30 protein-coding genes are annotated in these 23,880 nt (G+C 35.1%); 17 read left to right on the top strand and 13 right to left on the bottom strand.

What is annotated here, in order from left to right; all coding sequences use genetic code 11:
- Positions 1–94: 94 nt before the first annotated feature.
- Together DPQ89_RS00370 and DPQ89_RS00365 are read left to right on the top strand one after the other, a co-directional pair.
- Positions 95–1,888, top strand: coding sequence for an ATP-binding protein (locus DPQ89_RS00370; protein ID WP_164848201.1), 1,794 nt, complete (start codon positions 95–97; stop codon positions 1,886–1,888).
- Positions 1,889–1,944: 56 nt separating this feature from the next.
- Positions 1,945–2,310 (top strand): response regulator, encoded by a 366-nt coding sequence (locus DPQ89_RS00365; protein WP_127714006.1) that lies wholly within the window; start codon positions 1,945–1,947, stop codon positions 2,308–2,310.
- Here DPQ89_RS00365 and DPQ89_RS00360 read toward each other — a convergent pair.
- From DPQ89_RS00360 to DPQ89_RS00345, 4 genes are read right to left on the bottom strand one after another with little or no spacing between them, the layout of a single operon-like run.
- Positions 2,307–3,794 carry a hypothetical protein gene (locus DPQ89_RS00360; protein WP_127714005.1) on the bottom strand — a complete coding sequence of 496 codons (1,488 nt, stop codon included), beginning with the start codon at positions 3,792–3,794 and terminating at the stop codon, positions 2,307–2,309. The two genes, DPQ89_RS00365 and DPQ89_RS00360, sit on opposite strands and share 4 nt — an antisense overlap.
- 52 nt (positions 3,795–3,846) lie before the next feature.
- On the bottom strand, positions 3,847–4,638 hold the full coding sequence (locus DPQ89_RS00355) for an ABC transporter permease (RefSeq protein ID WP_127714004.1): 792 nt from the start codon (positions 4,636–4,638) through the stop codon (positions 3,847–3,849).
- The gene (locus DPQ89_RS00350) at positions 4,638–5,435 is read right to left on the bottom strand and encodes an ABC-2 family transporter protein (RefSeq protein ID WP_127714003.1); all 798 of its coding nucleotides are present in this window, start codon (positions 5,433–5,435) and stop codon (positions 4,638–4,640) included. Before DPQ89_RS00350 ends, DPQ89_RS00355 begins: the two co-directional genes overlap by 1 nt.
- Positions 5,428–6,420 carry an ATP-binding cassette domain-containing protein gene (locus DPQ89_RS00345; RefSeq protein ID WP_127714002.1) on the bottom strand — a complete coding sequence of 331 codons (993 nt, stop codon included), beginning with the start codon at positions 6,418–6,420 and terminating at the stop codon, positions 5,428–5,430. The genes DPQ89_RS00350 and DPQ89_RS00345 overlap by 8 nt, the downstream gene beginning before the upstream one ends.
- A 63-nt stretch (positions 6,421–6,483) precedes the next feature.
- Here DPQ89_RS00345 and DPQ89_RS00340 point away from each other — a divergent pair, with 63 nt between their 5' ends.
- The gene (locus DPQ89_RS00340; protein ID WP_127714001.1) at positions 6,484–7,338 is read left to right on the top strand and encodes a M48 family metalloprotease; all 855 of its coding nucleotides are present in this window, start codon (positions 6,484–6,486) and stop codon (positions 7,336–7,338) included.
- Here DPQ89_RS00340 and ung read toward each other — a convergent pair.
- Complete coding sequence (ung, locus tag DPQ89_RS00335) at positions 7,331–8,014, bottom strand: uracil-DNA glycosylase (RefSeq protein ID WP_127714000.1); 684 nt, start codon at positions 8,012–8,014, stop codon at positions 7,331–7,333. The genes DPQ89_RS00340 and ung overlap by 8 nt on opposite strands.
- Positions 8,015–8,029: 15 nt before the next feature.
- Between ung and DPQ89_RS00330 the strand changes: the two genes are divergently transcribed.
- Positions 8,030–8,395 (top strand): acylphosphatase, encoded by a 366-nt coding sequence (locus DPQ89_RS00330; RefSeq protein WP_127713999.1) that lies wholly within the window; start codon positions 8,030–8,032, stop codon positions 8,393–8,395.
- 1 nt (position 8,396) lies between these two features.
- Here DPQ89_RS00330 and DPQ89_RS00325 read toward each other — a convergent pair whose 3' ends face one another.
- Positions 8,397–9,281 (bottom strand): serine protease, encoded by an 885-nt coding sequence (locus tag DPQ89_RS00325; RefSeq protein ID WP_127713998.1) that lies wholly within the window; start codon positions 9,279–9,281, stop codon positions 8,397–8,399.
- Between the two features lie 88 nt (positions 9,282–9,369).
- Positions 9,370–10,263 carry a 1,4-dihydroxy-2-naphthoyl-CoA synthase gene (locus DPQ89_RS00320; RefSeq protein ID WP_127713997.1) on the bottom strand — a complete coding sequence of 298 codons (894 nt, stop codon included), beginning with the start codon at positions 10,261–10,263 and terminating at the stop codon, positions 9,370–9,372.
- A gap of 139 nt (positions 10,264–10,402) precedes the next feature.
- Here DPQ89_RS00320 and DPQ89_RS00315 point away from each other — a divergent pair, with 139 nt between their 5' ends.
- The 4 genes from DPQ89_RS00315 (at position 10,403) to DPQ89_RS00300 (ending at position 13,390) form a co-directional block, all read left to right on the top strand.
- On the top strand, positions 10,403–10,957 hold the full coding sequence (locus tag DPQ89_RS00315; protein ID WP_164848200.1) for a response regulator: 555 nt from the start codon (positions 10,403–10,405) through the stop codon (positions 10,955–10,957).
- Between the two features lie 39 nt (positions 10,958–10,996).
- The gene (locus DPQ89_RS00310) at positions 10,997–11,473 is read left to right on the top strand and encodes a YbaK/EbsC family protein (protein WP_127713995.1); all 477 of its coding nucleotides are present in this window, start codon (positions 10,997–10,999) and stop codon (positions 11,471–11,473) included.
- Positions 11,470–12,531 carry an ABC transporter ATP-binding protein gene (locus DPQ89_RS00305; protein WP_127713994.1) on the top strand — a complete coding sequence of 354 codons (1,062 nt, stop codon included), beginning with the start codon at positions 11,470–11,472 and terminating at the stop codon, positions 12,529–12,531. Before DPQ89_RS00310 ends, DPQ89_RS00305 begins: the two co-directional genes overlap by 4 nt.
- Before the next feature lie 91 nt (positions 12,532–12,622).
- Complete coding sequence (locus DPQ89_RS00300; protein ID WP_127713993.1) at positions 12,623–13,390, top strand: hypothetical protein; 768 nt, start codon at positions 12,623–12,625, stop codon at positions 13,388–13,390.
- Here DPQ89_RS00300 and DPQ89_RS00295 read toward each other — a convergent pair.
- Positions 13,380–13,622 carry a hypothetical protein gene (locus DPQ89_RS00295; RefSeq protein ID WP_127713992.1) on the bottom strand — a complete coding sequence of 81 codons (243 nt, stop codon included), beginning with the start codon at positions 13,620–13,622 and terminating at the stop codon, positions 13,380–13,382. The two genes, DPQ89_RS00300 and DPQ89_RS00295, sit on opposite strands and share 11 nt — an antisense overlap.
- A complete protein-coding gene (locus tag DPQ89_RS00290) occupies positions 13,612–14,598 on the bottom strand; it encodes a FecR domain-containing protein (RefSeq protein WP_164848199.1) in 987 nt (328 codons plus the stop codon). Before DPQ89_RS00290 ends, DPQ89_RS00295 begins: the two co-directional genes overlap by 11 nt.
- A gap of 185 nt (positions 14,599–14,783) precedes the next feature.
- Between DPQ89_RS00290 and DPQ89_RS00285 the strand changes: the two genes are divergently transcribed.
- Positions 14,784–15,743: an FHA domain-containing protein gene (locus DPQ89_RS00285; RefSeq protein WP_127713990.1), complete on the top strand. Its 960-nt coding sequence runs from the start codon at positions 14,784–14,786 to the stop codon at positions 15,741–15,743.
- Between the two features lie 2 nt (positions 15,744–15,745).
- Positions 15,746–16,180 carry a D-aminoacyl-tRNA deacylase gene (dtd, locus tag DPQ89_RS00280; protein ID WP_127713989.1) on the top strand — a complete coding sequence of 145 codons (435 nt, stop codon included), beginning with the start codon at positions 15,746–15,748 and terminating at the stop codon, positions 16,178–16,180.
- Here the strand turns inward: dtd and DPQ89_RS00275 are convergent, their stop codons facing one another.
- Positions 16,181–16,411: a hypothetical protein gene (locus DPQ89_RS00275; RefSeq protein WP_127713988.1), complete on the bottom strand. Its 231-nt coding sequence runs from the start codon at positions 16,409–16,411 to the stop codon at positions 16,181–16,183.
- 202 nt (positions 16,412–16,613) lie between these two features.
- Between DPQ89_RS00275 and DPQ89_RS00270 the strand changes: the two genes are divergently transcribed.
- The 3 genes from DPQ89_RS00270 (at position 16,614) to DPQ89_RS00260 (ending at position 17,955) form a co-directional block, all read left to right on the top strand.
- A complete protein-coding gene (locus DPQ89_RS00270) occupies positions 16,614–16,880 on the top strand; it encodes a hypothetical protein (RefSeq protein WP_127713987.1) in 267 nt (88 codons plus the stop codon).
- 116 nt (positions 16,881–16,996) lie between these two features.
- Complete coding sequence (locus DPQ89_RS00265) at positions 16,997–17,368, top strand: hypothetical protein (protein WP_127713986.1); 372 nt, start codon at positions 16,997–16,999, stop codon at positions 17,366–17,368.
- The gene (locus tag DPQ89_RS00260; protein ID WP_127713985.1) at positions 17,365–17,955 is read left to right on the top strand and encodes a hypothetical protein; all 591 of its coding nucleotides are present in this window, start codon (positions 17,365–17,367) and stop codon (positions 17,953–17,955) included. Before DPQ89_RS00265 ends, DPQ89_RS00260 begins: the two co-directional genes overlap by 4 nt.
- Before the next feature lie 26 nt (positions 17,956–17,981).
- On the opposite strand, the gene DPQ89_RS00255 is transcribed toward DPQ89_RS00260, so the two are convergent.
- Together DPQ89_RS00255 and DPQ89_RS00250 are read right to left on the bottom strand one after the other, a co-directional pair.
- Positions 17,982–19,430 (bottom strand): YiiX/YebB-like N1pC/P60 family cysteine hydrolase, encoded by a 1,449-nt coding sequence (locus DPQ89_RS00255; protein ID WP_164848198.1) that lies wholly within the window; start codon positions 19,428–19,430, stop codon positions 17,982–17,984.
- Positions 19,431–19,513: 83 nt separating this feature from the next.
- Positions 19,514–19,858: a hypothetical protein gene (locus DPQ89_RS00250; RefSeq protein ID WP_127713983.1), complete on the bottom strand. Its 345-nt coding sequence runs from the start codon at positions 19,856–19,858 to the stop codon at positions 19,514–19,516.
- A gap of 109 nt (positions 19,859–19,967) precedes the next feature.
- Between DPQ89_RS00250 and rarD the strand changes: the two genes are divergently transcribed.
- The 3 genes from rarD to DPQ89_RS00235 are packed head-to-tail and all read left to right on the top strand — an operon-like array spanning position 19,968 to position 22,531.
- Complete coding sequence (gene rarD, locus DPQ89_RS00245; RefSeq protein WP_127713982.1) at positions 19,968–20,861, top strand: EamA family transporter RarD; 894 nt, start codon at positions 19,968–19,970, stop codon at positions 20,859–20,861.
- Positions 20,851–21,681: a hypothetical protein gene (locus DPQ89_RS00240; protein WP_127713981.1), complete on the top strand. Its 831-nt coding sequence runs from the start codon at positions 20,851–20,853 to the stop codon at positions 21,679–21,681. Before rarD ends, DPQ89_RS00240 begins: the two co-directional genes overlap by 11 nt.
- A gap of 28 nt (positions 21,682–21,709) precedes the next feature.
- A complete protein-coding gene (locus tag DPQ89_RS00235; RefSeq protein WP_127713980.1) occupies positions 21,710–22,531 on the top strand; it encodes a hypothetical protein in 822 nt (273 codons plus the stop codon).
- Positions 22,532–22,588: 57 nt separating this feature from the next.
- Here the strand turns inward: DPQ89_RS00235 and rpsD are convergent, their stop codons facing one another.
- The gene (gene rpsD / locus DPQ89_RS00230) at positions 22,589–23,215 is read right to left on the bottom strand and encodes a 30S ribosomal protein S4 (RefSeq protein WP_127713979.1); all 627 of its coding nucleotides are present in this window, start codon (positions 23,213–23,215) and stop codon (positions 22,589–22,591) included.
- A 267-nt stretch (positions 23,216–23,482) separates the two neighbouring features.
- On the opposite strand from rpsD, the gene DPQ89_RS00225 reads away from it, so the two are divergent.
- On the top strand, positions 23,483–23,863 hold the full coding sequence (locus DPQ89_RS00225; protein WP_127713978.1) for a hypothetical protein: 381 nt from the start codon (positions 23,483–23,485) through the stop codon (positions 23,861–23,863).
- Positions 23,864–23,880: the final 17 nt, after the last annotated feature.

Genomic DNA, 23,880 nt, shown 5'->3' with positions numbered 1-23,880 from the left:
AGACTTTGTGCGTAATATGTCTGGCCTTGTTATCAAAATCGTTGATAAAATTTGTTTACTAAGACTTCTTCTTTAGTAAATGGAGTTTACGAAATTGAATCTTAAATGGTTAGGACATATTCAAAATAGCAATAAGATAGCTACAAAAGTTTTTGTCTTATTGGTTGTTTTCAGTACTCTAGTCACAATTATTTTCTCATTAGCTCAAACTTACCAAGAATATATCTCACAAGAAAAATTTATCGAAAATCAAATTAGTAATATTGATAAGAATTTGATGGAAGGTCTGACAGATGCTGTTTGGCATATAGATCTTATTCAAATTAATAATATCATTTTAAGCTTATACAACCGTGATTATATTCATTATGTAAACTTTGAAAATAATGACGGAGTTAGTGTTGAGTTTGGCGATAAGAATATAAAAAATAAAATATCCACTTCAATAGATGTTTTTTTTAATAAGAGAAAAGAAAGTAAGAAACTCGGGCGACTAGTTCTTCAAAGTGATAAGAGGTACTTATTTGAAACTTCTAAAAGAAAGTTTATTTCCATATTCTTTTATAATGGTCTAATAGTTCTCGCCATTGCTGCTGCCCTCGTTCTACTTGTTACTCGTTATATAGCTATACCTCTTCATAATTTAAGTCTTTATAGTAGAACAGTCTTTGAAAATGGAGATGCTAATAACTTTAATTTTAAAGATGAGTTTGCTGAAGTCGCAGATACTATTAAGCTTATGTACTTTGATTTGGATCGTAATTTTCAGGAGATCAAAAAGAGTGAAGAGCGATTTAGGGATATGTCTCAATTCAAAAAGAGAATTGTTTGGGAAACTGATTTAAGCTTCGTTGTTACCTATGTCTCAGACTCTCTCAAGACAAATACATTAGGTAAGTATATGTTAGAGTTAGAGCCTTGGGCATCTTGTTCAGATTCACTATTAGAAAAGGTACTAATTTTAAAGTCTTTACAAAGTTTCAGAGATCTAGAGGTGAACTTTCTCTTAATGGGAACACCTTGTTTTTGGTCTGTTTCAGCTAAACCTTTCTTTGATGATAAAGGAAGGCATATTGGCTATAGATTTATTTCAGAAGATATTACTCAAAGTAAGCTGTTACAAGATAGACTTGAGCAACAAAAAGAACAGATGAGACAGTCGCAGAAGCTAGAATCCTTAGGACAAATTACTGGAGGATTGACTCATGACTTTAATAATCTTCTTATGATTATTCAGGGAAGTCTTAGAAATATTTCAAAATCCATAGAAAGAGGAAAGGACTTTAATAAATACCTTAAATCTGCCACAGGTGCTGTTGATAGAGGACGTAAATTAACTAAGAAATTGTTAATCTATAGTAGAAAAGAGGTCTTGTCTCCGACCAAACAGAATATTGATTTTCTTATAAGTGATATGCAGGACATGTTAGAGAAATGTTTAAATGAGAAGATTGAACTTAAAGTTAAACTTGCTCTTGATAAATCAGAGGTGCTTATCGACCCAATAGAGCTTGAGAATGCTTGTATTAATATGGCAATAAATTCAAGAGATGCTATGCCTGATGGTGGAGTGATTTCACTTTCCACACGGAAGGTCTTTATTGAGGACCCTGATGAGTTGATAGAGCGCGGAGAGTATATTGTTCTAAGCTTTAAAGATACTGGAAAGGGGATAGCCCCTCATCTCGTAGATAAAGTGTTTGAGCCGTTCTTTACAACTAAAGAGATTGGTCAAGGTACGGGTCTAGGTCTTAGTCAAATATATGGCTTCATGAAGGATTCCAAAGGAAAGGTAGAGCTTCATAGTAGTGTTAATGAAGGAACGTGTATCGAGATGTTCTTTCCAGTGATACAGCAGAAATATACTTACTCAGTTCCAGTCATTTAGGTGAAATTTAGTTTAAATTAAGCAATTAACTCCTAGAATTATGACATGATAATTAAATGATTAATGTAATTCTTGTAGATGATGAAACAGACTTATTTCCTCTCTTTAATGTTAAGTTTAAAAGAGAAATACGTAATAATGAAATCAAATTCAATTTCTTTACTTCTGCTCGAGATGTTCTTGAGTTTATAGAATCGTCTGCTAATGATAGTTTTAATTATATATTAAGTGATATCAATATGCCTGATATGAATGGTCTTGAGCTTCTCGACTCAATAAAACGATTCAATGAAAATCAAAAAGTCTTTATTATTTCAAGTACAAATAGTGAAGAGAATAATATTAAGGCCAAGAGAATTGGTGCTGACGGTTTTTTACAAAAACCAATAGACTTTAAAATTTTAAAAGAAATTCTTGTTTAAGCTGCCTTTTGTCTTTTTTCGTAGTATTTTTGAGCTATCTCTCTAGCGTTATCTGATAAGTATGCAAAGCTTAGTAGTCGATCATTAAATTCCCAGTGCAGAGTTCTATCAAATAGCAATAGACATTTAAGAGCATTGAAATGTTTCTCTTCGTTTGCAATTAAGGTGCTATTAATAGTCTTTGCAAGTTGAGTGAACCCTTTGCCCTTTGATTCCCAGTATGTCTTTACCATCGCAAGGTAATAGACATCGCTATAGGAGCTTTCTTTGAGATACTCCTTATCGAAGTACTTCAGGATATAATGATTAATATAGTTAATGGCCACATTTTCATCTTCATAAGCAAAGTAAAGAATAATTCTTCCTATATCAAATAAAACTGTTTCAAGAGCAACTGGCATATTCTTTTTTCTTGCAACATCAGCATAGTGAATAAAACTGCGAGTAGCAAAGCTCATCATTTTAGGATTTTCTTCGACAAGCTCAATTGAAATTCTATAGTAGTATGACATAGACTGAAACCTCTCTAGGTCTTTATTATCAAGACTTGTTCTAAAGAGTGTATTGAAAATCATCAGGTGCATCTCTACAATATTTTCTCGATCATGATATATGGCCTCGTCAATTGTCTCTAAAAGCTTTTCACAGACGAAGGGGATGATCTCATTGTGAGAAGGTTTTAGATGAGAGAGAATCTTCGTTATTCTTCCTAAGATATATGCTTCAGGCCATGTGTACTCTTTTTCTAAATGATAACGTCCTTCTTGGGAGATTCCCTGAATAAAGAAAGCGTCTGACTTTCTCCACTGTGTTGATTCCTTGTCATAGTTTTGCATTAACTCGCTCAAGATTTCATGAATGCTATCGAAAACTTGAAACATGAGTTGTTTATCATCTCTTTTAGAGGCCGTGTAAGCAATATTGGCCAAAACATCAAATGTATAGAAAACCTCATTTTTAACAGCTTCTTCATTACTTACAGTCTTTACATATATAAGTCCGTCAAGAATTTGTTTCTGCAGTAAAGGTAGAAAGTAATTTGGCTTGATAAAGAGACTTATAAAGTAGAGGTAAGGAATTATTCCACCTATGGCGCAGATTGTAAGTACATAACCAAGTATTAAAAGACCTCTGTAAAGTAGATGTGTTTCTGGAAATAGATTAACTAATATTAATGTTAGATTACAAACTAAAATGAATCCCATTCCAAGTATGGTAATTGGGTTGTGGACAAATAGTTTTGCTAGGCGAGGAGTATAAAGGTTAGAAGTCAATGTGATTATAAGCGCCATTGAAGTCAGAAGTGCACCTAGGAAACCTATGACTAGTCGATTGGCAAATGGTAGCCACTTGCTTAGATAGCGAGTCTCTACGTTTAAAACTGAAACACTCAAATAGTAAATCCCTACAAAGAGAAATACTAGTAAAAGACTACTTGGTAAGTATGTATAGAGAAAACTTTTTTGTTTCTGATTTAATTTCATTAAAAGCTTATCGACGTACTATTTTAATGAATTAACTTAAGATAACTATAAGTCAGCTAGAGGCCGACTCATATTGTCTGAGAGCAAAACTCCATAGTTTCACCATAATTATAAAACTTGCTGCAATTGCAACGAGAAGATAAATGAGATAGTGCCACATATTTTGATCTAGTAAGAAATGAACTGGAGCCGAGCCTATGATAAGTATAGGAATAGCAAACTTAAGCACTCTTCTAGAGAGTTTAGAATAGATAAAGTCAGGCCAACGACTTAGATTTTGCATTTGCATTCTTAAAAAATTTATCCCCATTCCTTCTGTCATCCAAAACATACTAGTTGAAATGATAATTTCTAGTATAGCTAAAAGTATAAAGGAAAGTATGACTAGAAGAGGCAGTGCTATCCAGGCAAGTATCGTTAAATCTATTTGTCTACCGTAGTAAATAACACAGGCCCAGATAACAAAAATATTACACAGGCTAGAAGGTCGTACGTATCTAAAGAAAATAGTAAAAATTGAACTAATTGGCTTAAGTAGGACAAAATCGATATTACCTATTTTTAAATCTCTGGAAAAGACCCAGAAACTTTCACTCAATAAAGTCATATGTAGATGATCTACACAGAGCATGAATGAAGTAAAGAACATGAGTTGTTCTTTAGACCAAGGCCCTATAGTTTGTACGTGGTCATATATTATTGAGACGGTCGCTAATGTTGAAAAGTAAAAGAACAAATCCATAAGTATTAATAAAAAGAAATTAAGTCTAAAGCTTGTCGCCATGGAAAAGCTTGTGGAAACAAATAGTCTATAGACTTTTAAATAATGAGAAATTGTCTTCATTACATTCCTGCCGCAGTATAAAGCTTCATTCCACGATTCCAGATGAATTTATTTATTAATATAAAGATTGCCATCCAGCCTATTATGACTAATGGAGCCGAACTAAATAGTGAAAATTCCCCTGTAAAAACTTTAATAGGGTAGTAGCTCAAGTAAGGAAAAGGTGTGTAGTTTAAAATATCAACGAACCACTTAGGGTACAACTCTAGAGGTAGAATTGCTCCAGAAAGAAATGCCGCTGTAATTTGAAGAATAACTCGTAAAATCCATGTTTCTTCTAACCAAAAGGATAGGATCCCTGTTAGGTACTGGAGTGTAAACCACATGAGACTTACGATAAAACAAAATACATATCCTTGGAATAGGAAACTAAATGAAGGTAGCTCTATTATCCCTATTAGAGCAATCATACCAATTGTCACAAATGATATAAAGGTTTGCAGTAATTGAAATGATAAGAATGAAGCGGTGTGAAATTCCCAAAAGTTAAAAGGATAGATGAGATAACTCGATATTCGACCTAATCTTATATCTTCAGCAAGATTATGAGAGGCATATCCTCCCGCAATTAATGAAACAATTAAGTTCCATGAGTGATAAGTAATCATTTGTTTGAAGTTGTATCCACTAATGAGTTGTTCTTGATCTCCAGCATAAATGGACGACCATAAATTATACTTGATGAAGAAGAATACAATAGAAGGTCCAATTACTTGCAAAAAGAAATTGAGTCTATAAGCTGTTAACTGTGACCAGCTTATTTTCATTGTCTGAATCCACTTTGAGAAATTATTCATTGCAAAGTATCTCAGGGTTGTTCATTAGACTTTTCATTACTTTTTCAATAGGTAAAATATCGGTGTTGAATTCACTGACTGGATATTGAGATATGATCTTGGCACTCACTTCTCTAAGCTCTTCTTCGGCAATCAGTAGTTCAACACTATGATCTGATATCCAACTGGACTTATACTTTGCTAGAAATTCTTTCTGCTCATTTGAAATACTATCGTTGAATTGAAATGAAACTCTTTTTTCAGTACCTAATATCTTTTCAAAATCTTCAATTTTACCGTCATAGGCCTTCTTTCCACCAAGAATGAGAACAATTCTTGAGCAAAGATCGTTAACATCAGTCATATAGTGCGAAGTTAAAATAATAGTGCAGTTGTTCTTTCGGTGATAATCCTTAATAAAGGCCCTGATATTTTCTTGAGCAACTAAATCAAGACCAATAGTAGGCTCATCTAAAAAAATGACTTCTGGAGAATGTAGTAGTGATGCCATGAGCTCCATCTTCATTCTCTCTCCTAGAGACAGCTTTCTAACATGTATATGGAGGAGTTCTGTCACGCCAAGGAGCTTACTCATATGTTCAATTTTCTTATCGAATTCTAGCTTTGGAATTTCATAGTACTTCTGTAATAAATGAAAAGAGTCCATTGCAGGAATATCCCACCAAAGTTGAGACTTTTGTCCCATCACAAGAGCAATTTTCTTTCTAAACTCTTTGTCTCTTTGAGATGGATCATGGCCTAAGACATTTAACTCCCCTGAGCTAGGTACGATAATGCCCGTAAACATTTTCATCAGTGTCGTTTTACCTGCACCATTTGGACCAAGTAGTCCGACAATTTGGCCTTTTGGAATATCTAGATCAAAGTTTGAGACAGCATCCTTGATCACATAATCTCTTGAATATAGGGATTTTATCGAACCAAGAAACCCTGGAGATTTCTTATAGCTTTTAAAGCTCTTCTTTAATTTATTTGTCTTAATCATTGTGAGATAATACGAAAGACTTTGTCGATTAGGCAAAGAAAAATTTTAAAGTTAGAGGTCTTATTGTTAAACAAAGAAAAGTTCAAATTTTATTTAGAAAATCTATATAGACAGAAGTTACTCTACCTCTTAGCCCTTGCGTTAATTATGGGTTTCTTAGGGTTAATTTTCTTTAAGAACTTTATTTTTGCTCTCATATTTATTGGCGCACCTATTATTATTTCTACAGTTATAAAGCTTAGTAAGACTGTCGCTCTTTCTTCTTTTGGAGCGGTTGAACTTGAACAATACAAATATCCACAGGTGTATGAAATCATACGAGAGCTTTCCTACCTCTCTCATTTAGATCATGTACCAGAGCTGTATCTGATTCCAGGTGAAGTTCCAAATGCTCTGGCAGTTGGAGAAGATGATTCAGCGGGAATTGGAATTAGTGAAGGTCTACTGAGAACCCTAAGTCATGCTGAACTTAGAGGAGTCTTGGCCCATGAGGTATCACATATAAGAAATAGAGACCATAAGGTCTTAAAAGTCATTCACATCGCTTATTCAATGAGTAGCTTTATAAGCTTTAGTGTAAATATCATTCTTATTTTATCTCTACCTTTAATTTTAACTGGTCGTGTTCAATTTTCAGGTATTCTCATTTTATTTGTTCTTCTATGTCCTAACTTAATTCAACTTTTGGCCTTGGCCTTTATGAGAAATACTGAATTAAAAGCAGACCTCTGCGCGGTAGAACTAACAGAAGAGCCTGAAGCTTTAGCAAGTGCTCTTTTGAAAATTAACAAATTTCAAAAAAGTCGAATGAAACAATTCTTTATTCATAAAACTCATCATCGTGATCACTGGCTCGATACTCATCCAAGTCCTATTAGAAGAATTAAGCGTCTAAATAAATTGGCAGCGCCTAATTAGTGGACCAATCAACTTCAGGCATTCCTTTGGATTTTAAGTAGGTGTTACATTTTGAAAAATGCTTAGATCCAAACCACCCTCGATATGAAGAAAGTGGTGATGGGTGAGGAGAGGTTAGAATAAAGTGCTTTTTTGAATCAACCTTCTTTGCCTTTTTTTGAGCTGGAGCTCCCCAGAGGAGAAAAACAATATCACTTCTTTGCTCATTAATGACTTTGATGATTTTGTCAGTGAAGATTTCCCAACCTTTTTTCTGATGAGAGCCTGCATTAGCTTTCTCAACAGTTAAAACATTATTGAGAAGGAGAACTCCACCCTTTGCCCAATTTTCTAAGTTCCCATGATTTGCTATAGGAATAGAAAGGTCGTCGTGGAGCTCTTGGTAAATATTTCGAAGTGAAGGTGGTATTTTCACTCCTTTATTTACAGAAAAGCTAAGCCCATGGGCCTGATTCTCTCCGTGGTAAGGGTCTTGTCCAAGTATAACAACTTTTACTTTATCTAGTGGTGTTGCATTAAGAGCTGCGAAGATATTTTCCTCTTTGGGATAAATCGTCTTACCTGCTTTTATTTGATGATTAAGAAAAACCTCAAGCTCTTTCATATATTCTTTATTAAATTCTTGTTTGAGAAATTTAGTCCAACTTGAATTCAATTTTAATTTAGATAATTTCATGGGATTATTATTGCAATGATTAGAAAACTTCGTAAAGGTAATTTGAATATGATTGAAGCTTCATTTGAAATTTTTGGAAAAGTGCAGGGTGTAATGTTTAGAAAAACTCTCATAAGAGCGTGCCACAATAGATCTCTTGAGGCCGGAGCTACTAATGATCGTTTAAATCTCAAAAGAGTTACCTTTAGTGTGATTGGTGAAGAAAGTGAAGTAGAAAAGCTCTGTAATGATCTTCTGTCTTTGAGCGAACTAAACTCTTGGGGAGCAAGTGCAACTGCTCTAAATAAGCTCGGAGACTTTGTTAAGATAGATAATCATGAAGTGACGACAAGAAACTTTCAGCAGATCAAATTTTCAAATAGCGTAGAGTTTTTCTTATAACTTAATTTTGCTGAATATATTTAGAGATAGGAAGAGTAAGTATTTTAGTTACGTCTTCTCCTCTGCACCTTCCTGATTCGCAAATCTTCAGATCTTCGCAGAAACCATTGTGTTGATAATCTTTCTCTCCACGGACTAGAATTCCTTCTACATCCATTGTAATTTCATTTATGACAGGAGATCCTGAGTTAACATGAAAAGCATCGATCTCAGCGACGAAGAAGTTTTCATGATCATCCTTTCTAAGTTTCCCATTTGTCGCAATTTTCATTGGGATACCTGAAGGAAAGCCAATTAATGCTAGTTTCTCTCTTGTGGTAACTTTTCCAAATTTTCTAGTCTGTAGAAACTCACGGTCAGTGACGGGTCTCTTTAATTTTATTATTGCCCAATCTTCTTTTGTTTGAGAATTGAGTTTTCTCTCTAGGATTTCTTCACAACCATAGACATTTGTTTTCTTTATTCTGTATCTATTCATTGGTTCAAATTTCTCACCTAATAGGTCGGATCTAAAGTCAAAGACAAATGAGCTCGTTTGACAGTCCCATTGTGTCTTTAGGCAGTGTCCAGCTGTAACAACAATATCTTTGCCGATTAAAAACGAAGAGCAGCGTGCGGCCTTAGGCTGACCTCTGTATGGTACACCTTCGCAAAACCTCGCTGAGTCTCCGTAGTCTATGGCGGCCAATTCATAACTATCTGGATATGTAACTAGTGAGTAATTTGAAATAATTGCGGCCACGGCCTTTGATGCATTTTGAAGAGCACCATTTTCGACTTCATAGGGCTCAAATCTATCATCTTCACCATAAATAACCTTGAAACGATCAGACGACTGGGCGTGGATAGAAAGAGTTAGGCCAATAGCTATGGTGAGAATTTTCATGGCCTAAAACTAATTAAAATTAGACGTTTAGGCCACGAGGAGATAATTATTACACTGAGTCAGTGTGTCAAAATAAAATATACCTACACTAGAAGTGGTATGGAAAGCTAGAGAAGTCCTGATCTCTTTTTTCTAGAAAAGCATCACGTCCTTCTTTGGCCTCTTCAGTTCCATAAGCAAGTCTTGTGGCCTCTCCAGCAAATAGTTGCTGACCAACTAGGCCGTCATCGAGTAAGTTGAAGCCAAACTTTAACATTCTCATTGCCGTTGGAGATTTAGAGTTAATTAAAGCTCCCCACTCAAGCGCCACTTTCTCCAAGTCTTTGTGAGGCACGACCTTATTTATCATTCCCATATCAAAGGCCTCTTGTGCAGAGTAGTTTAGACCTAGAAAGAAGATTTCGCGGGCACGTTTTTGTCCACACTGTCTAGCGAGGTAGGCCGAACCGTAGCCTGAATCAAAGCTTCCTACGTCTGGGTCTGTTTGTTTGAATACTGCGTGCTCTTCACTGGCAATAGTCATATCGCAAACAACATGGAGCGAATGACCTCCACCAACGGCCCAACCTGGAACAACAGCAATTACTACCTTTGGCATAAAGCGAATTAACCTTTGAACTTCAAGGATATGCAGTCTGCCAAGTCTCGCAGGATCTTTCTGTCCTTCGTCTCCGACGTATTGGTAACCATCTTTTCCACGTATTCTCTGGTCCCCTCCTGCACAAAATGCCCAGCCGCCATCTTTAGGAGAAGGACCATTTCCTGTGATAAGTACTGTTCCGACATCAGATGTCATTCTAGAATGATCTAGGGCCTGGTATAGTTCATCTACCGTTTGTGGTCTAAATGCATTTCTAACCTCAGGTCGATTAAATGCTATTCTCACTGTACCTTGCCCTTTTGCTCGGTGATAAGTGATGTCTTTGAAGTTAAAGCCTTCAACTTCAGTCCATAATGTCGGGTCAAATATATCAGAAACCATAAATACTCCTAGATTGTAGCTCTATATATTCAATTTTTTAGGAAAACTGTCAAACTCTAAGCGATAAATCTTTATGTAAACTTGAATAAGCTATTCTAATTACTAGACCGAAAAGTTAAATGAAAATAAAGGAATGGCCATGGAAACTTTTAAAGTATTAATTGCAGATGATGAAACGGAAATTAGAGAGATTCTTGAGAACGAAGTAAGTAGTGTTTTCGAAGGAGAAAATATTGAATTCTTCTTTGCTGCGGATGGTTTAGAGGCAGTTGATTTAATCAAAGAGCATGGACCAGATTTAGTACTTACAGATATGAAGATGCCCAGAATGAATGGAGTTGATCTCATTAGGTACACTCGTCAGATAAAGAAAGAGCCAATTATCATTATGATCTCAGCTTTTGGTGATCGTGAAACTCTTGTTAATACTATGAGGCTCGGGGCTTTTGATTTCTTTGAAAAGCCTTTTAGTGAAGATCAGTTAAAGATCTGCCTTTTAAGAGTAAAGAACTTTATTCAATTTAAAAGAACAATGTTTAATCAAATAAAACTATTTTTACAAGATGAGAATGTTAGAGAAGAAACTATTGAACAAGTTTTCGAATTTGTTAATTCAATCTCCAAAGAACGTTATACTTCTGTAGGAGAGAGCTTCATCAAAGGATCAATTGATTTTGATCTCAACTTAGACTGACTCTTTACACTTTCGAGGGACTTGTGTAAAAAAATCTCCATGGAACTCAAGGCCCGTATAATTCAATTTCTTAAGCAAAATTCGATTCCGTTTACAATTCGAGAGCATGAAGCTGCGAGCACTTGTGAAGACTCTGCTAGACTTCGCGGAGAAGATCTTGCCATTGGTGGGAAGACTCTTCTTTTTAAAGATAAGGTGGGCTTCAAACTTTTCGTGATTTCTGCTAAGCTTCAAGTTGACTCGAATAAGGTTAGAAAGATTCTAAACTCTAGTAAGCTAAGGTTTGCAACAGCTGGGGAGTTAATGGATCTGTGTAGTGTTGAAAAGGGTGCTCTTCCTCCTTTGGGAAGACCTGTTCAAGATTTCGATTTATTTATTGATGAGTCTATTAAAGCAAACGATAAAATTGCTTTTAATGCTGGTCTATTAACAACTTCAATTATATTAAAGACTGAGGATTATCTCAAAGTTGTAGATGGTCAATTCTGTGAATTTTCGAGGACAGATAATTTATGACATTTCTTAAAGTCGACAATATTTTCAAAAGTTATGACACGAAGTCTATTGCTGTTGTGGATCACATTAGTTTTGAAGTGAAGAAGAATGAGATTATTAGTATCATTGGCCCTAGTGGAACGGGAAAAAGTACTATCGTAAAAATTATCGCAGGACTACTGGAGTTTGAAAAAGGAGAAGTTACTTTCCTAGACAAGCGACTAGTAAGTACGCAAGAGAAGAATACAGATTTGTTAAAGAAAATCTCCTATGTTCCACAGGAACTATCTCTCGATTCAACACTTAGTGTTTTCCAAAATATTGGAAAGAATCTAGATGAGGAGAATGAGGAAAAGCGCCACCATAGAATAAGAGATATGATTGAGGTGTTCGGCCTTCAATATAAAGACGAAAAATTTCCTCATGAACTCTCTACCGGACAGAAGGGGAGAGTTGAAATGGCTAAGGCCTTAGTTACACAACCAAGGCTTCTCATCTTAGATGAACCTTTTGCTAATCTTGATAAAGTCCTCAGAAATGAATTAAAAGAAGAGTTAGTTGAAATATTAAGGGAAAGAAGTATTTCAGCTCTTATTGTTACCCATGACCTAGAGGATGCCTTTTCACATTCTGATAAAATACTTGTTCTCAACGAAGGTCGAGTTAAGCAGTTCTCTACAGCTCGAGATATTTATCTAAAACCAGTAGACGCTTGGGTGGCCAAGTTTTCTGGTAGTGTTAATCTCATGGCAGGAAAGATTATTGATAAAACTGATGAGCATTTTATTCATGAAAATAAGCTAGGTATATTTCCTATTCTAAACGTGGAGAGCGGCCTTAGAGTAGGAGACTTCGCGTATATGTTGATTAGACCAGAAAATGTTCATATTGATCAACAATCGCCTTTAAGAGGTAAAATTAAGCGTTTGACTCATCTTGGTGCCTTTCATGAAGCTTGGCTACAGGTCGGTGGTATTGAGAAATTTAGAATGATTGTTGCAAACTCGGAGGTTAGCTCTCTTAAAAAGAGTATTAGCTTTACTGTTGATGCGTCGCAGAGTTCGTTGATTAAAATATAACTCTCAGTATACAGGTCTATAAAAATAATTACTTTAAAATTAGAATCCTCTTTGATAGCGTTAAACTTTCTTATTTAACTAAAGAGGATTTATGAAGTTCTTACTCATTCTATGCTTATCTATACTTGTAGTTTCTTGCAAAGGGGACTCAGCTGCTGAAAACCCTCCAATTGCCTTTGTTGAAAACTTGGAAGATATTAATACTTTACGTAGCGAGCTATCTGCTTCTTGGGAAAACTGGCAACCAACAACAAGAAACCAAAAAGATGTTGTCATCTATCCTGAAGGTGAAATTGAAGAGTCTCATAACTCTGATCTTATTTGTCACTATATTTATGATTCAATTATTTATACAACCATATGGAATAGAGAGGCCGAGACATTTGATATAAGTAGAGAGCTTATTAATTTTACACTTGGTGAAAATTCTACTGAAGAACCAGGAGTATGTAACCTAAGAGCGAACCACTCATCTACTGGAGATGCTCTAGGGCTTTATATCACTCCTACTATTTTATTATACCTTGACCAATTAGGGGATGAAAACTCACCAATGCCCTTTGATACGATTAGGCCTGTTAGAATGACTAAGGCCTTAGTGAATGGACTAATCACATGGAATCTAACTTACTATATAGAAGCTGATATTGAGGCCGTGTCTGGTTTGAACTTAAAAAATATTAAAGTAGATAAGTTTGCAAACTCTATAAGTGGTGACTTTAGCGTAACTTTTGCTTCTGAGGTTCCTCCAACGGCGTGGCATTTGAAGACTTCTTATAACTTTAGTACAAGTGATGGACAAGCTTTTGGTGGTGAAGAGAAAAATGTTCTCTCCATCAATTCTATCTTTATTCAGTAATATCTTGTGACATACATTTATTCTTAGATGCTAATGATTTCATAATTTCTTTAGCATCTTTTTTTAAATACCAGTGAGTGTTTATCTTTTCATCATTAATTCTTACTTGATAGATTGCTTCTTTCCAATGCTTTTCTAAAGAACATTTATCAGTTGTTGGTACAAACTTCGCACTACCACAGCTGGTAACTATGGCAAGCATAATTAAAATTGCTAGATTCTTATAATTCATATTCATACTCCTCACAATCTCTCTCTCTTCTAAAGAGCTCTTCTTCACCTCCACCTGGAATCCTCTTAAAAAACCAATAGAAACAAATATTCTCTTTCTTGTACTCTTTATCCTTTAGAATCGCATCTCTGATACTCCAAGGAAGTTTTTTGAGATCAAGCTCTTCATCTTTCTTGGAAACTTTTGTTGGGATGGGAGTCTCAGTTTTTTTCTTTTGTTCATTATCACTAGTTAAGAGTACTCCGAGCGCAGCGCCCGCCAAGGCCGTAGCCGGTAATATACTTGTAGGGGGGGAGAGCTGACTACTGATTGATTTAATGGAGTCATTAATATCATTAAAACTACCGTCTAAATTTTGAATCTTTGGAAGAAATAAATCTTCATTTTTTAATAAAAGCTCTAGCTGTTCTTGACTAAGTTCACCTAGAGCTCCACCAGCTGCCAATTGAGAGGTATTGAAAACTTGTCCAGCCTCAAGGGTGAATGGTTTGATATTAGTAACTGTTGTGTCTATGACACCCTCTAATAGTGCAGTGTCAGTGACGCTCTTTGCTTTTACTAAATAAGTATTCGTCAAAAACTCGGTACCTCTTATGGCAAGACTCACTTGATTCGTTTTAAATAATATCGAGTCTTCATTCGGGACTTTCTTATTAACTTTTACTCTAAAGCTTCCTTTCATCAAGTTAATGATTCCGGCCGTACTCGCAGGAAACTTTTCAACAATGATTTTACTTGTTGGACCAATTAGGAGAGTAGTCTTATCTTTAAATAGTATTTTAATAAATGAGCTCTTAGAAGTTTCTATGATATCTTTTTCAAATATTTCAGATTGTTTATTCACAGTCTTTATTTCTTGATTTCGGGTTAGAGAGATCTCTCCCTTTAACTTCGTAACACTGCCTATAGGTCCAGTCGCCGCAAATATATGAGACGCAAATACAAGTAATAATAAACTCTTAATAGCAAAGCTCACGTGATCTCCATTCTTTTTGTTTATCTGTATTCTACCTAGAAAATATTAAAAATCTATTACGTATATAGCCACGAAATTCTTTCGCCTATTTTTAAAAAAAGACACGCTTTTTTAATAAGTTATAGATTTAATTAATATTTCATACTCATTTATCCGATAATATTTGTAAGAATATTATTAGGAGAATGAAAGTGTCAGGTGATGTCCCATTTTTTTACGATACAAAGAAGAAATCAGTAACAGAGCTAGTTGACGGAATGGTTGTAGGTCGAAATAAAGACTGTGACATTTCTGTTGTAGATCATAGAGTTAGTGGTATGCACTTTAAGGTATCTATTAAGGCCAATGAAGTCTATGTCACTGACCTAGAATCTTCTAATAAGACTAAGTTAAATGGTGAAGTTCTTGAAGCAAAAATCGAGACAAAAATTTCAATAAAAGATCATCTAAAGTTTGGAGATCAGAAATTTATTTTCTTCTATGAAGCTATTGATGACTTTAGTGTTCCTGAAGTGACCTCAACTTTACAGATAAGTTCAACTGCCGATTGCGCAGACGATCTTTTTAAGTCTAGTTCCCTTGAAGTTGTAGGTGGAGTTTCTTTGGGAGGCCAAAAGAAGACTAAGGTTTCTGAACTTAAAAGTGCTAAAGCTAAAATTGATGAACTCGAAAAACAGATGGCACTTCTTGTAGAAGAAGGGGATGATTTAAATAGTCTTAAGAAAAGTTATGATGAACTAACAGATAAGATTTTAAATTCAAAAGAGCAATTAAGTATCGCCAAGTATGACAATAAAGAGGTTATCGAAAAAGATCTACAAAATTTTGAATTCTCTATAAGTGAATTAAATGAGTCTATTAATGAGGCTAAGCAAAAGATAGAAAGTTGGAATAAGCAAATTGCCATAATTAATCAAAGTATTTTGCAAACCAAACACTTACATATAGTTTTTGATGACTTAAAAAGTTTCGAAGAGCAAGAAAAAGAGCTCAAAGCTGAAATCGACTCGAAGAACTCCATGTCCATAGAGCAGAAAAAAGAAGCAATTAAAAACGAGTATGAGCAAGCAAAAGAAAATTATAAAAAACTTCAAGAAAATTATTCTCTAGCTCTTGGCGGTCCTAAGAAGAATAAGGCCGCATAACCTTGAAGATTGTTGTTCAAAGATCAAAAGCATCTTCTGTAAAAGTAGGCGACTCTGTCGTAGGTTCAATAAAAAATGGGCTTGTGCTCTTAGTTTGTTTTGAAAAAGACGATACAGAAATAGTTCTTGATAAATCTATTGAGAAAATTTTGGCCCTTAGAATCTTTCCAGATGAAAATTTAAAGATGAATAAGAATATAATTGAATCAAGCGGAGAAGTTCTAGCAATTAGTCAATTTACACTCTCTTGGAATGGAAAAAAAGGCAATAGACCTAGTTTTGATAATTCTATGGCACCTGATATGGCCGAGAAGTTATTTATAGAGTTCTGTGAAAGGTTGAAGCAAAGTGTTACTGTAGAGACTGGGGCCTTCGGTGAACTAATGGAAGTTTCCATTACAAATGATGGCCCTGTTACATTTCATCTAGATTTTTAATTATTTATGATTTAGACCTGATGCACTTGCCTTGTTTTCAGCATCTCTTTCTGCTTTCCCAGCGGCCTTCCAGATACCGATAAACATACAAAACAAAACCAGTGCGAAAATAGCAATGTGAACAATTTCAATTTGAAGAGAAGTAGCTATCGTCTCATTCTTTCTCGCTAACACAAGATGTCCATTTTCAGGAACAATTGAAGTTTTATAAATTTTAGTCTGTTCACTCATCGAGTTTTCTCCGAAATAAATATTTGTATTTATATATGTACTTGAAAATATTAAAAAGGTCACGAAAAAATAGGTTATTTTATGTCATCTTGATCTTTTTTCTTAAACATTTCAGTGACTTATGGTTGTTAGGTGAGTTTTTGACTCAAGCATTTAGATTGTCTTACCGATATGCTAATTGCGCTAAAACATTGGGGAGATAATGAATAAATTAGTAACACTAACGTTTATATCAATGTTATTTGCATCATGTGCGACCAAGACTGAGATTGCAGCAAATTCACATGCACTGGCACAAAGAGAAATTGCTTCGAGTCAGTCACCATCATGTGTTCTAGAGAGTCATCCAAGAAATAAGTCTTGGTATAGGCTTTCAGTGAATGGAAAGGCCTACGGTAAGCATTGGTATAGTAAAAAAGATGCTTCGAAGATGAAAGAGAGATTCATGCATAAAGGACAGTGTCAGTAAATATATTCATGCCTCACTTATCAAAAGTGAGGCTTTTACAGTTTTTTTTCATTTGCTTATTCCAATAAAATTACAATAATTAAAGATATTCATTTAAATCAAAAGGGAGTTTGATAATGCAATCTTTAAAACTATTAGTGTTTATTATGGCGACACTATCTTCATTGAGTCTATTTGCAGGCCAAGAAGAACACCCAGGTCATCCTCCAACTCGTAATGATCTAGTCGAAGGAATTGTTCACTATGGACCTACACTTCAGTGTGAAATCTGGAATGATGCAAGAAGGCCAATTCGAGTTATTAATTATACATATAATATTTGGTATCGTGGGCCAAATGGTAGAGCTCTGCTTGCAACGAGAAGGTTCGATTGTAGATATAATTGCAGAGTCGGTGAGTTTTCTTCACAGATCTTCACAGGACCTTTAAATAATGGCCCAACTATTTCAGCTAGCTGTAATGCTATTATCAGAAGAGCACATCAATGAAAAAATTATTAATTCTTATTTCAGCTTTAGCTCTATTTACTTCTTGTGACACTCTTACGGGAAATTTTTCAGCATTAGATAATATCAGTTTAAAAGACTCAAAGGGAAAAACTGTCGTTATTGAACAAGGTAGTTATCTCGAGTCCAAAGTTAAGTTAAAGTCAAAAAAGAGAATAAGACTTATTGTTGAAGGAATAACTTACGAGTTTAAAATCCCTAGAGGTGTAAAGATCCCAACTGATAATGGACAGATTAACTTAACTAGTGCTCAAGTTAATCAGCCTTATGATATTGCAGGTGATATAAGAACTGAAGTTGAGCACGGTGATACTATAAGAGATAGAGAATCTTGTACTTGGGATGAACCATACACAGTTTGTGAAGTTGATGCTAATGGAAGAAGGGTATGTAGAACTCAGTATCGTAGACGTAATGGATGGAAAGATGTTCAGTTCCACTATGATATTATTTCTAAATATCTAGAGGTTTCTTTTCTTGTTCCGGGCTCAGAAACTATTGTCGCAGACTTTGATGGTGATGAAAGATATTATCAAAAAGTATACGAGTACGAAGGTCGTTGTTTTTAATTCAAGGACTCTTTCGAGTCCTTTTTTTATAGAGAAAGATATTTTTCTTTCTTAATACAATGATTGATAAGTTTTATAGAACCTCTTCTAATCCTCTTGTATTTTAGTCTGCACTCGTTATATCTCTTTTTAAAAGAACCATCTTTTTTAGCATTAAAACCCATAAGATTTGCAAAGTATTCCTTTGAGTGAAATGTCGCTCCTTTATCTTCATCTCCTGTAACGTAAGAGACAAATTGATAAGGGGAGTTCTTATAAAAAATAGCCTCGGCCATACCATTTGGACTAATAGTATTTCTTCCAAAAATTCTCTCTGTAGGCCAATTATAGTCACCATAGGCCAAGTATATTACTTCTGAGCAAGTTATTTTAAATGATGTATCAGCATTAAATCCAAAGTCATAGGACTTATCCATCTGCTCGCCAAAAATTCTAAAGATTTTAAGCAAATCTTCTTTAGATTTTTCTAAGATCCCTTTTACTCTTATAGAGGCGTAGGCATCCATATTTATCCACTTTTCATAATTAGCAAAAGTTATACCCCATTTTCTCATTTCGAAAATCGATTGACCATTTTCGATTCTATCTCTGAAGGGGTCAAGCTCCTTGCTTTCCCAAATTCCTAATTCAATTAATTGCTCTTTAGTTCCTAGCCAAACTGCATTATGTCCCCAGTATCCCGGAATTGTGTAGTCTGTAAGCTTATAGGCTTTTTTCTCAAAGATAATATCTAATGGTTTCAATTCCTGGTAGATTTTATCTATAGCTGCTCGATCATTTCTTAGTTGTCCACCATCTCCCCATTCAATAGGGCCAGCTATTGCTCCAAATGAATAGCTCAATGAGTTCGTTGATATTGTTAAGAGCCTGCTAAAGAAGTCACTGACGTGAGCATCAAGATTTGCAAATGAATTTAGAGCTTCTTTATTACTGTACTTCGTAAAAATAATTGATTCGAATTTATTTTCAACTTCATTTCTCTCAACAATTTTGATGATAGAGTTTATGCGATCTCTTACCTTTGAACTTAGTGTAGTTTCTAAAAAGGATTTCAGCTTATTTTCTAGTACTAATGATTGATCTTTAAGAATAACCCTCGTTTGCTTATTATCCATATATGTATTGTATAGAGATTGTGTTCTCTCAATAATGAATAATTGGTTCAAGGCCTGTTCACCAGTTAACTCACTAACTTTTAGTAAATTGTGATCCGCTTGAAGCTCTTTTGTTATTTTAATATAACTTCTCCAGCTCTCTTTAATTAGCTCAAGAAAGAGTCCATTCCCATTTTGTCTCGTATTTAAATAGTCTAGGGAGTAACTTCCTAGATTTAGGGTGTGCTGATAAATTGCGAAATGCTTCTTATTAATACTCGAGTAGTTATGAGTTCTTATATATTCGAGATGTTTCTCAAATTTTTGAAATTCAGTAGCAGAGACTCTAAAGCACAGTAGAAATAGGATAAGTAATTTCATGAAATTCATATGAACCTTTTAATTATTAGTATTCATATAAATATAGAGTACAGCGGCCTAGCGATGTAGGGAAAATGTAATTTTTACTCAGGTGTCAATGCCCAAGACGGTCTTAAGTTACTAGAATTATTGAGCTCCCAGTGTTTTAGGACGTGATCTACAATACCAAAGTCCTCTAATATCTCCTGCAGCTCATCTTGAATGTCCGATTCGTCAGCACTTAGCAAGATTCCGGTAGTGTAGTGGGACATTGTTTCATCACCCTTTGTGCTAAGGACGGTTAAAGAGTAAATATGGACTGTTCCTTCTTTAAGTTCATCAAGGTCTTGCATGGAGAATCTTGCGAGTGGATTGGTTGCCTTGTAGTCAGGGTCTTTGTAAATCTCAATTGTTAGATCAATATTTTCGACCTGTGTTTTGAATCTCATCTTACTTCCTAGTCATGTTATAAGTTAGCATGCTCGGCCAGATTGTAAACAAAATATTGTGAACTAGTCCTTGATGACATTGTAGGAGGAAACTTGGTATAAACTCCTTATGAATAAAGGTTATATACAAGGTATTTTTGCTTTCTCTTTTTGGGGCGTTGTTGCTATTTACTGGAAAGAGTTAAGTAGTATTGACTCTTATGAGCTCCTCGGTCACAGAATCATATGGGGCATTCTCACATTACTAATAATATTTTCTTTTAAATGGCCTACTCAGAAGCTTAAGAGTTGTCTCGATACTAAAGCTAAACGTATTGGTCTACTTTCAACCTCAATCCTTATTTTTGTTAATTGGTTTGTTTTTGTATGGGCCGTTGGCAATGGGCATGTGCTTGAAGCAAGCATAGGCTATTTTATAAACCCTTTAGTCAATGTCGCTTTAGGGGTCTTTATTTTAAAGGAACAACTTAGAGCTAAGCAGAAGGTCGCCGTCTTCTTGGCCACTATTGGACTTATTATTCTCCTTACAAATGGAGTAGGCAGACCCGAGATCTCTATTGTCCTAGCAAGTAGCTTTGGACTTTATGGTCTCATCAGAAAGAAGATAGGAATACCATCCCTTGAAGGACTCTTCTTCGAAATGTGTTTTTGCCTAATCCCTGTCGGCCTTCTTTTATTATATCGCTTCAATCTAGGAAGAGTTGTTTTCTTTGATATTGGTCATTACGAAAAATTTATGGCCATGCTTGCTGGAATTGTGACTTTGACTCCCTTGCTTGCTTTTAATATGGCGGTTAAGAAAATACCTCTCACTTCAATTGGACTTTTACAATATATTGCCCCGTCATTACAATTTATTCTTGCTGTTTTCTTCTACGGCGAAAACTTTTCCCAAACACACTTATTCGCCTTTTTCTTTATTTGGATTGCGCTAATTATTTATACGACTGACCTTCTTCAATTTAATTCAAGAAATAAAAGAGGAGAGTTAATTGAAACATAAACTCGTGCTTTTATATCAAAGTGAAAAGTCTCTAGAGATTCTTGTTAAAAAAGATTCCAAATCTAGTTCTATCGCCCTACCTTCTATTGCACATGAGGAAATGATACCACTATCTGAGAGGCAAGGACTTAAGTGCTTTTATGCGACTTCAAAAACAAAGATTAAACACTCTGATTATCAATGGCTTGATTTAATAGCGATTGAAGAATTTGAAGGTAGTGATGGCGCTATTGTCTGTGAGGCCTTAGGTAAATTGTGGGGACTATTTGATGAAGGCCACCTAACTATTCCAAGTTTATTTAAGAAAGGTCACTTTAATAAAGAAGAAATTACTTTTTATGGTGGAACATTTAATCCATGGCATGAAGGTCATAGTGAATGTTTAAGAAAGTGCCCTGCCAAAAATATTGTAATTGTACCTGATAGTAGCCCTTGGAAAGACAGAAGCTTAGCAAGATGTTATTATAAGAGTTATCTAGAGATTTGCCGTAAATTTGAAAAAACGAATTATAGTATCTTTCCAGGTTTTTTTGGTCTCGAGCAACCAAATCCCACTTCCCACTGGATTCGAAGACTCGTATCTACTGATTGCTCATTTTTAATGGGAGATGACAATTATAAAGCTTTGTTCAAATGGATTGACATTGAAGAGCTCTTATTAAATTTATCAAATATTTATGTACTATCTAGAGATCACTCTTTAGAGAGTCTTGAAGCAGTAACAGTACAAGCTAAGGAGCACAACCCACAGCTTAATGTGATTTTTCTAGGAGATCATGAGTTTAAAAGTCTTAGCTCTACGAAATTAAGAAAGCGATAAAAATCTAAATTATGGTATAATTATTCCTATGAAAAAACATAAGAATGAAGACCACCAAGACCTTGAAGATACTCCACATCTTCAAGACACGAGCTCACCTAAGAAATCATCAAGAGTAGATTTAAAATCTAATCGTTCCGAGTTAAAAGGAGTTGCTGGAATTATTGAGTCTTTACTAAGATCCTTTAAAGGCCTTGCTTTCATACTCAGTATGGCCCCAATCACTATCGTCTGCATTACTTCTTTAGGCCTTGCGATAACTCCTGCATACTTGCTAGTTTCTAGTGTGTATCAATTCTCGCATGACTTTAATTTACTAGGACATTCATTTTTAATGTCTATGGCCATCGGAATGGGATACTTCCTCTACGGAGTGAGCATTATTTTTGTTGTCCCGATGTTTAATAAAATCTTATTTTTAAAATTAGAACCATGGAGAGGGAATTGGTACTCTTTGAAGTCACTGCCTTGGTACTATCACAATGCTCTAGTTCAACTTGTTAGATATACCTTCTTAGATCTTGTGACTCCAACGCCACTAAATGTTCTCTTTTATAAGATGATGGGAATGAAAGTAGGTAAGGGAGTAATGATCAATACCAGCAATATTTCTGACCCTTGTCTAATTACTCTTGAAGATAATGTTACTATCGGTGGTTCTGCCACTCTCTTTGCTCATTATGCACAGGGGGGATTTCTAGTTATTGCTCCTGTTGTTATAAAGAAGGGAGCTACGGTAGGGCTGAAGGCCTCGATTATGGGAGATGTGATTGTAGGTGAGAAAGTTACGGTTAAGCCTCATTCAATCTTACTACCCAAGACACGTCTCAATAAAGGTGATCCTCAATAGGCAAAAAAAAAGGCTCCTAAAAGGAGCCTTAATTATATCTATAAATTGAATTATAAATTATTTTACTTTCCAGTAATATTCGATCACAAGCTGTTGCTCGAATTCGAATGGAATGTCAGAAGTAAGAGGAGCATCAATCATAGTTGCTTTCTTCTTATCTGCTTCAATATTGAAACATGCTGGAACAGTTGCCATTCTTGGAGACTCTACAGAACCTTTATAAATTTGATTCGCATAACCTTTGTCAGATAGAGTAAGTACATCACCTTTTTTAACTACGAATGAAGACTTATCAACTTTCTTACCATTTACAAGAACTTGACCGTGAGCAACCATTTGAGAAGCTGCAGCCATTGATGGTGCCCAGTTTAATCTAAAGATAACATTGTTAAGTCTAGACTCTAGGTTAAGGATAAGTGTATCCATCCATGCTCTTGTTTTAATTTTCTTAGCTTGCTTAACATAACTAACTAGTTGTTTTTCACGTAGTCCGTAGTGGTAAACTAATTTTTGCTTTTCTTTAAGACGAACAGCATAGTCAGAAACTTTCTTTCTTCTGTTTCCGTGAACACCTGGACCGTATGGCCTTCTTTCTAGTGCTCCAGCTTTACCAAGACCTGGAAGTTCAAGCCCTAGAGCTCTTTGAATTTTAAAACGAGATTTTCCCGTAGTTGCTTTTGCCATATCAGACTCCTTATTATTGACGAGGGCACATGGCCTTCACGTATCACATCTTAAGTTTAAGACCCTGCGTCATTTTCTGGGATACGTGTTCGATGTTTTTATCCAATCTACTCTTAGTTGTCAATTAACATTTCAGATATTTACCAAAAAGCTTTATATAAAAACAGATACTTACCTCGTGAAAACTTATTTTTTGAATGAAGAAGTTTTTCTAGCTGAATAAACTCAATATATTGTATAGAATATAGTGCGAAGGAAAGTCTTTAGATGATGAATATACAGAAACAATTACTCACAACACATCTCGGTTTAGAAGGTATCAGCGACGAGTTGCTTGATACCTTTCCTGTACAGAACTTATTAGAGAAGTCAGACTCTAATGTCTGTGTGACTTACGGGTTTCACTTAGATGAGTCTGATGAAGAAGAGTTTTTAAAAGCTTTAAAAAGTATATGTAAGATTTTGAAAGTTGAAGCTTCTTCATTTGAAAAGAAGTTTGGCGACTTAGTTTGTCACGAGGTTGCAGTCTTTTATTCTAGTGATAATTTACACTGGAGTGATGAAGCTACAATACATGTGGAAAAAATATTGGCCGCGATAACTCATGTAGATATTAAATTATCTTTTGATGTCTCTATTAATAATTGAAATTTTTCCTACTCCTG

Source organism: Halobacteriovorax sp. HLS, from assembly GCF_004006665.1.
Lineage (GTDB): Bacteria > Bdellovibrionota > Bacteriovoracia > Bacteriovoracales > Bacteriovoracaceae > Halobacteriovorax.
The sequence above is the reverse complement of the archived record's forward strand: the minus strand, read 5'-3'. Positions and strand labels throughout refer to the sequence as shown.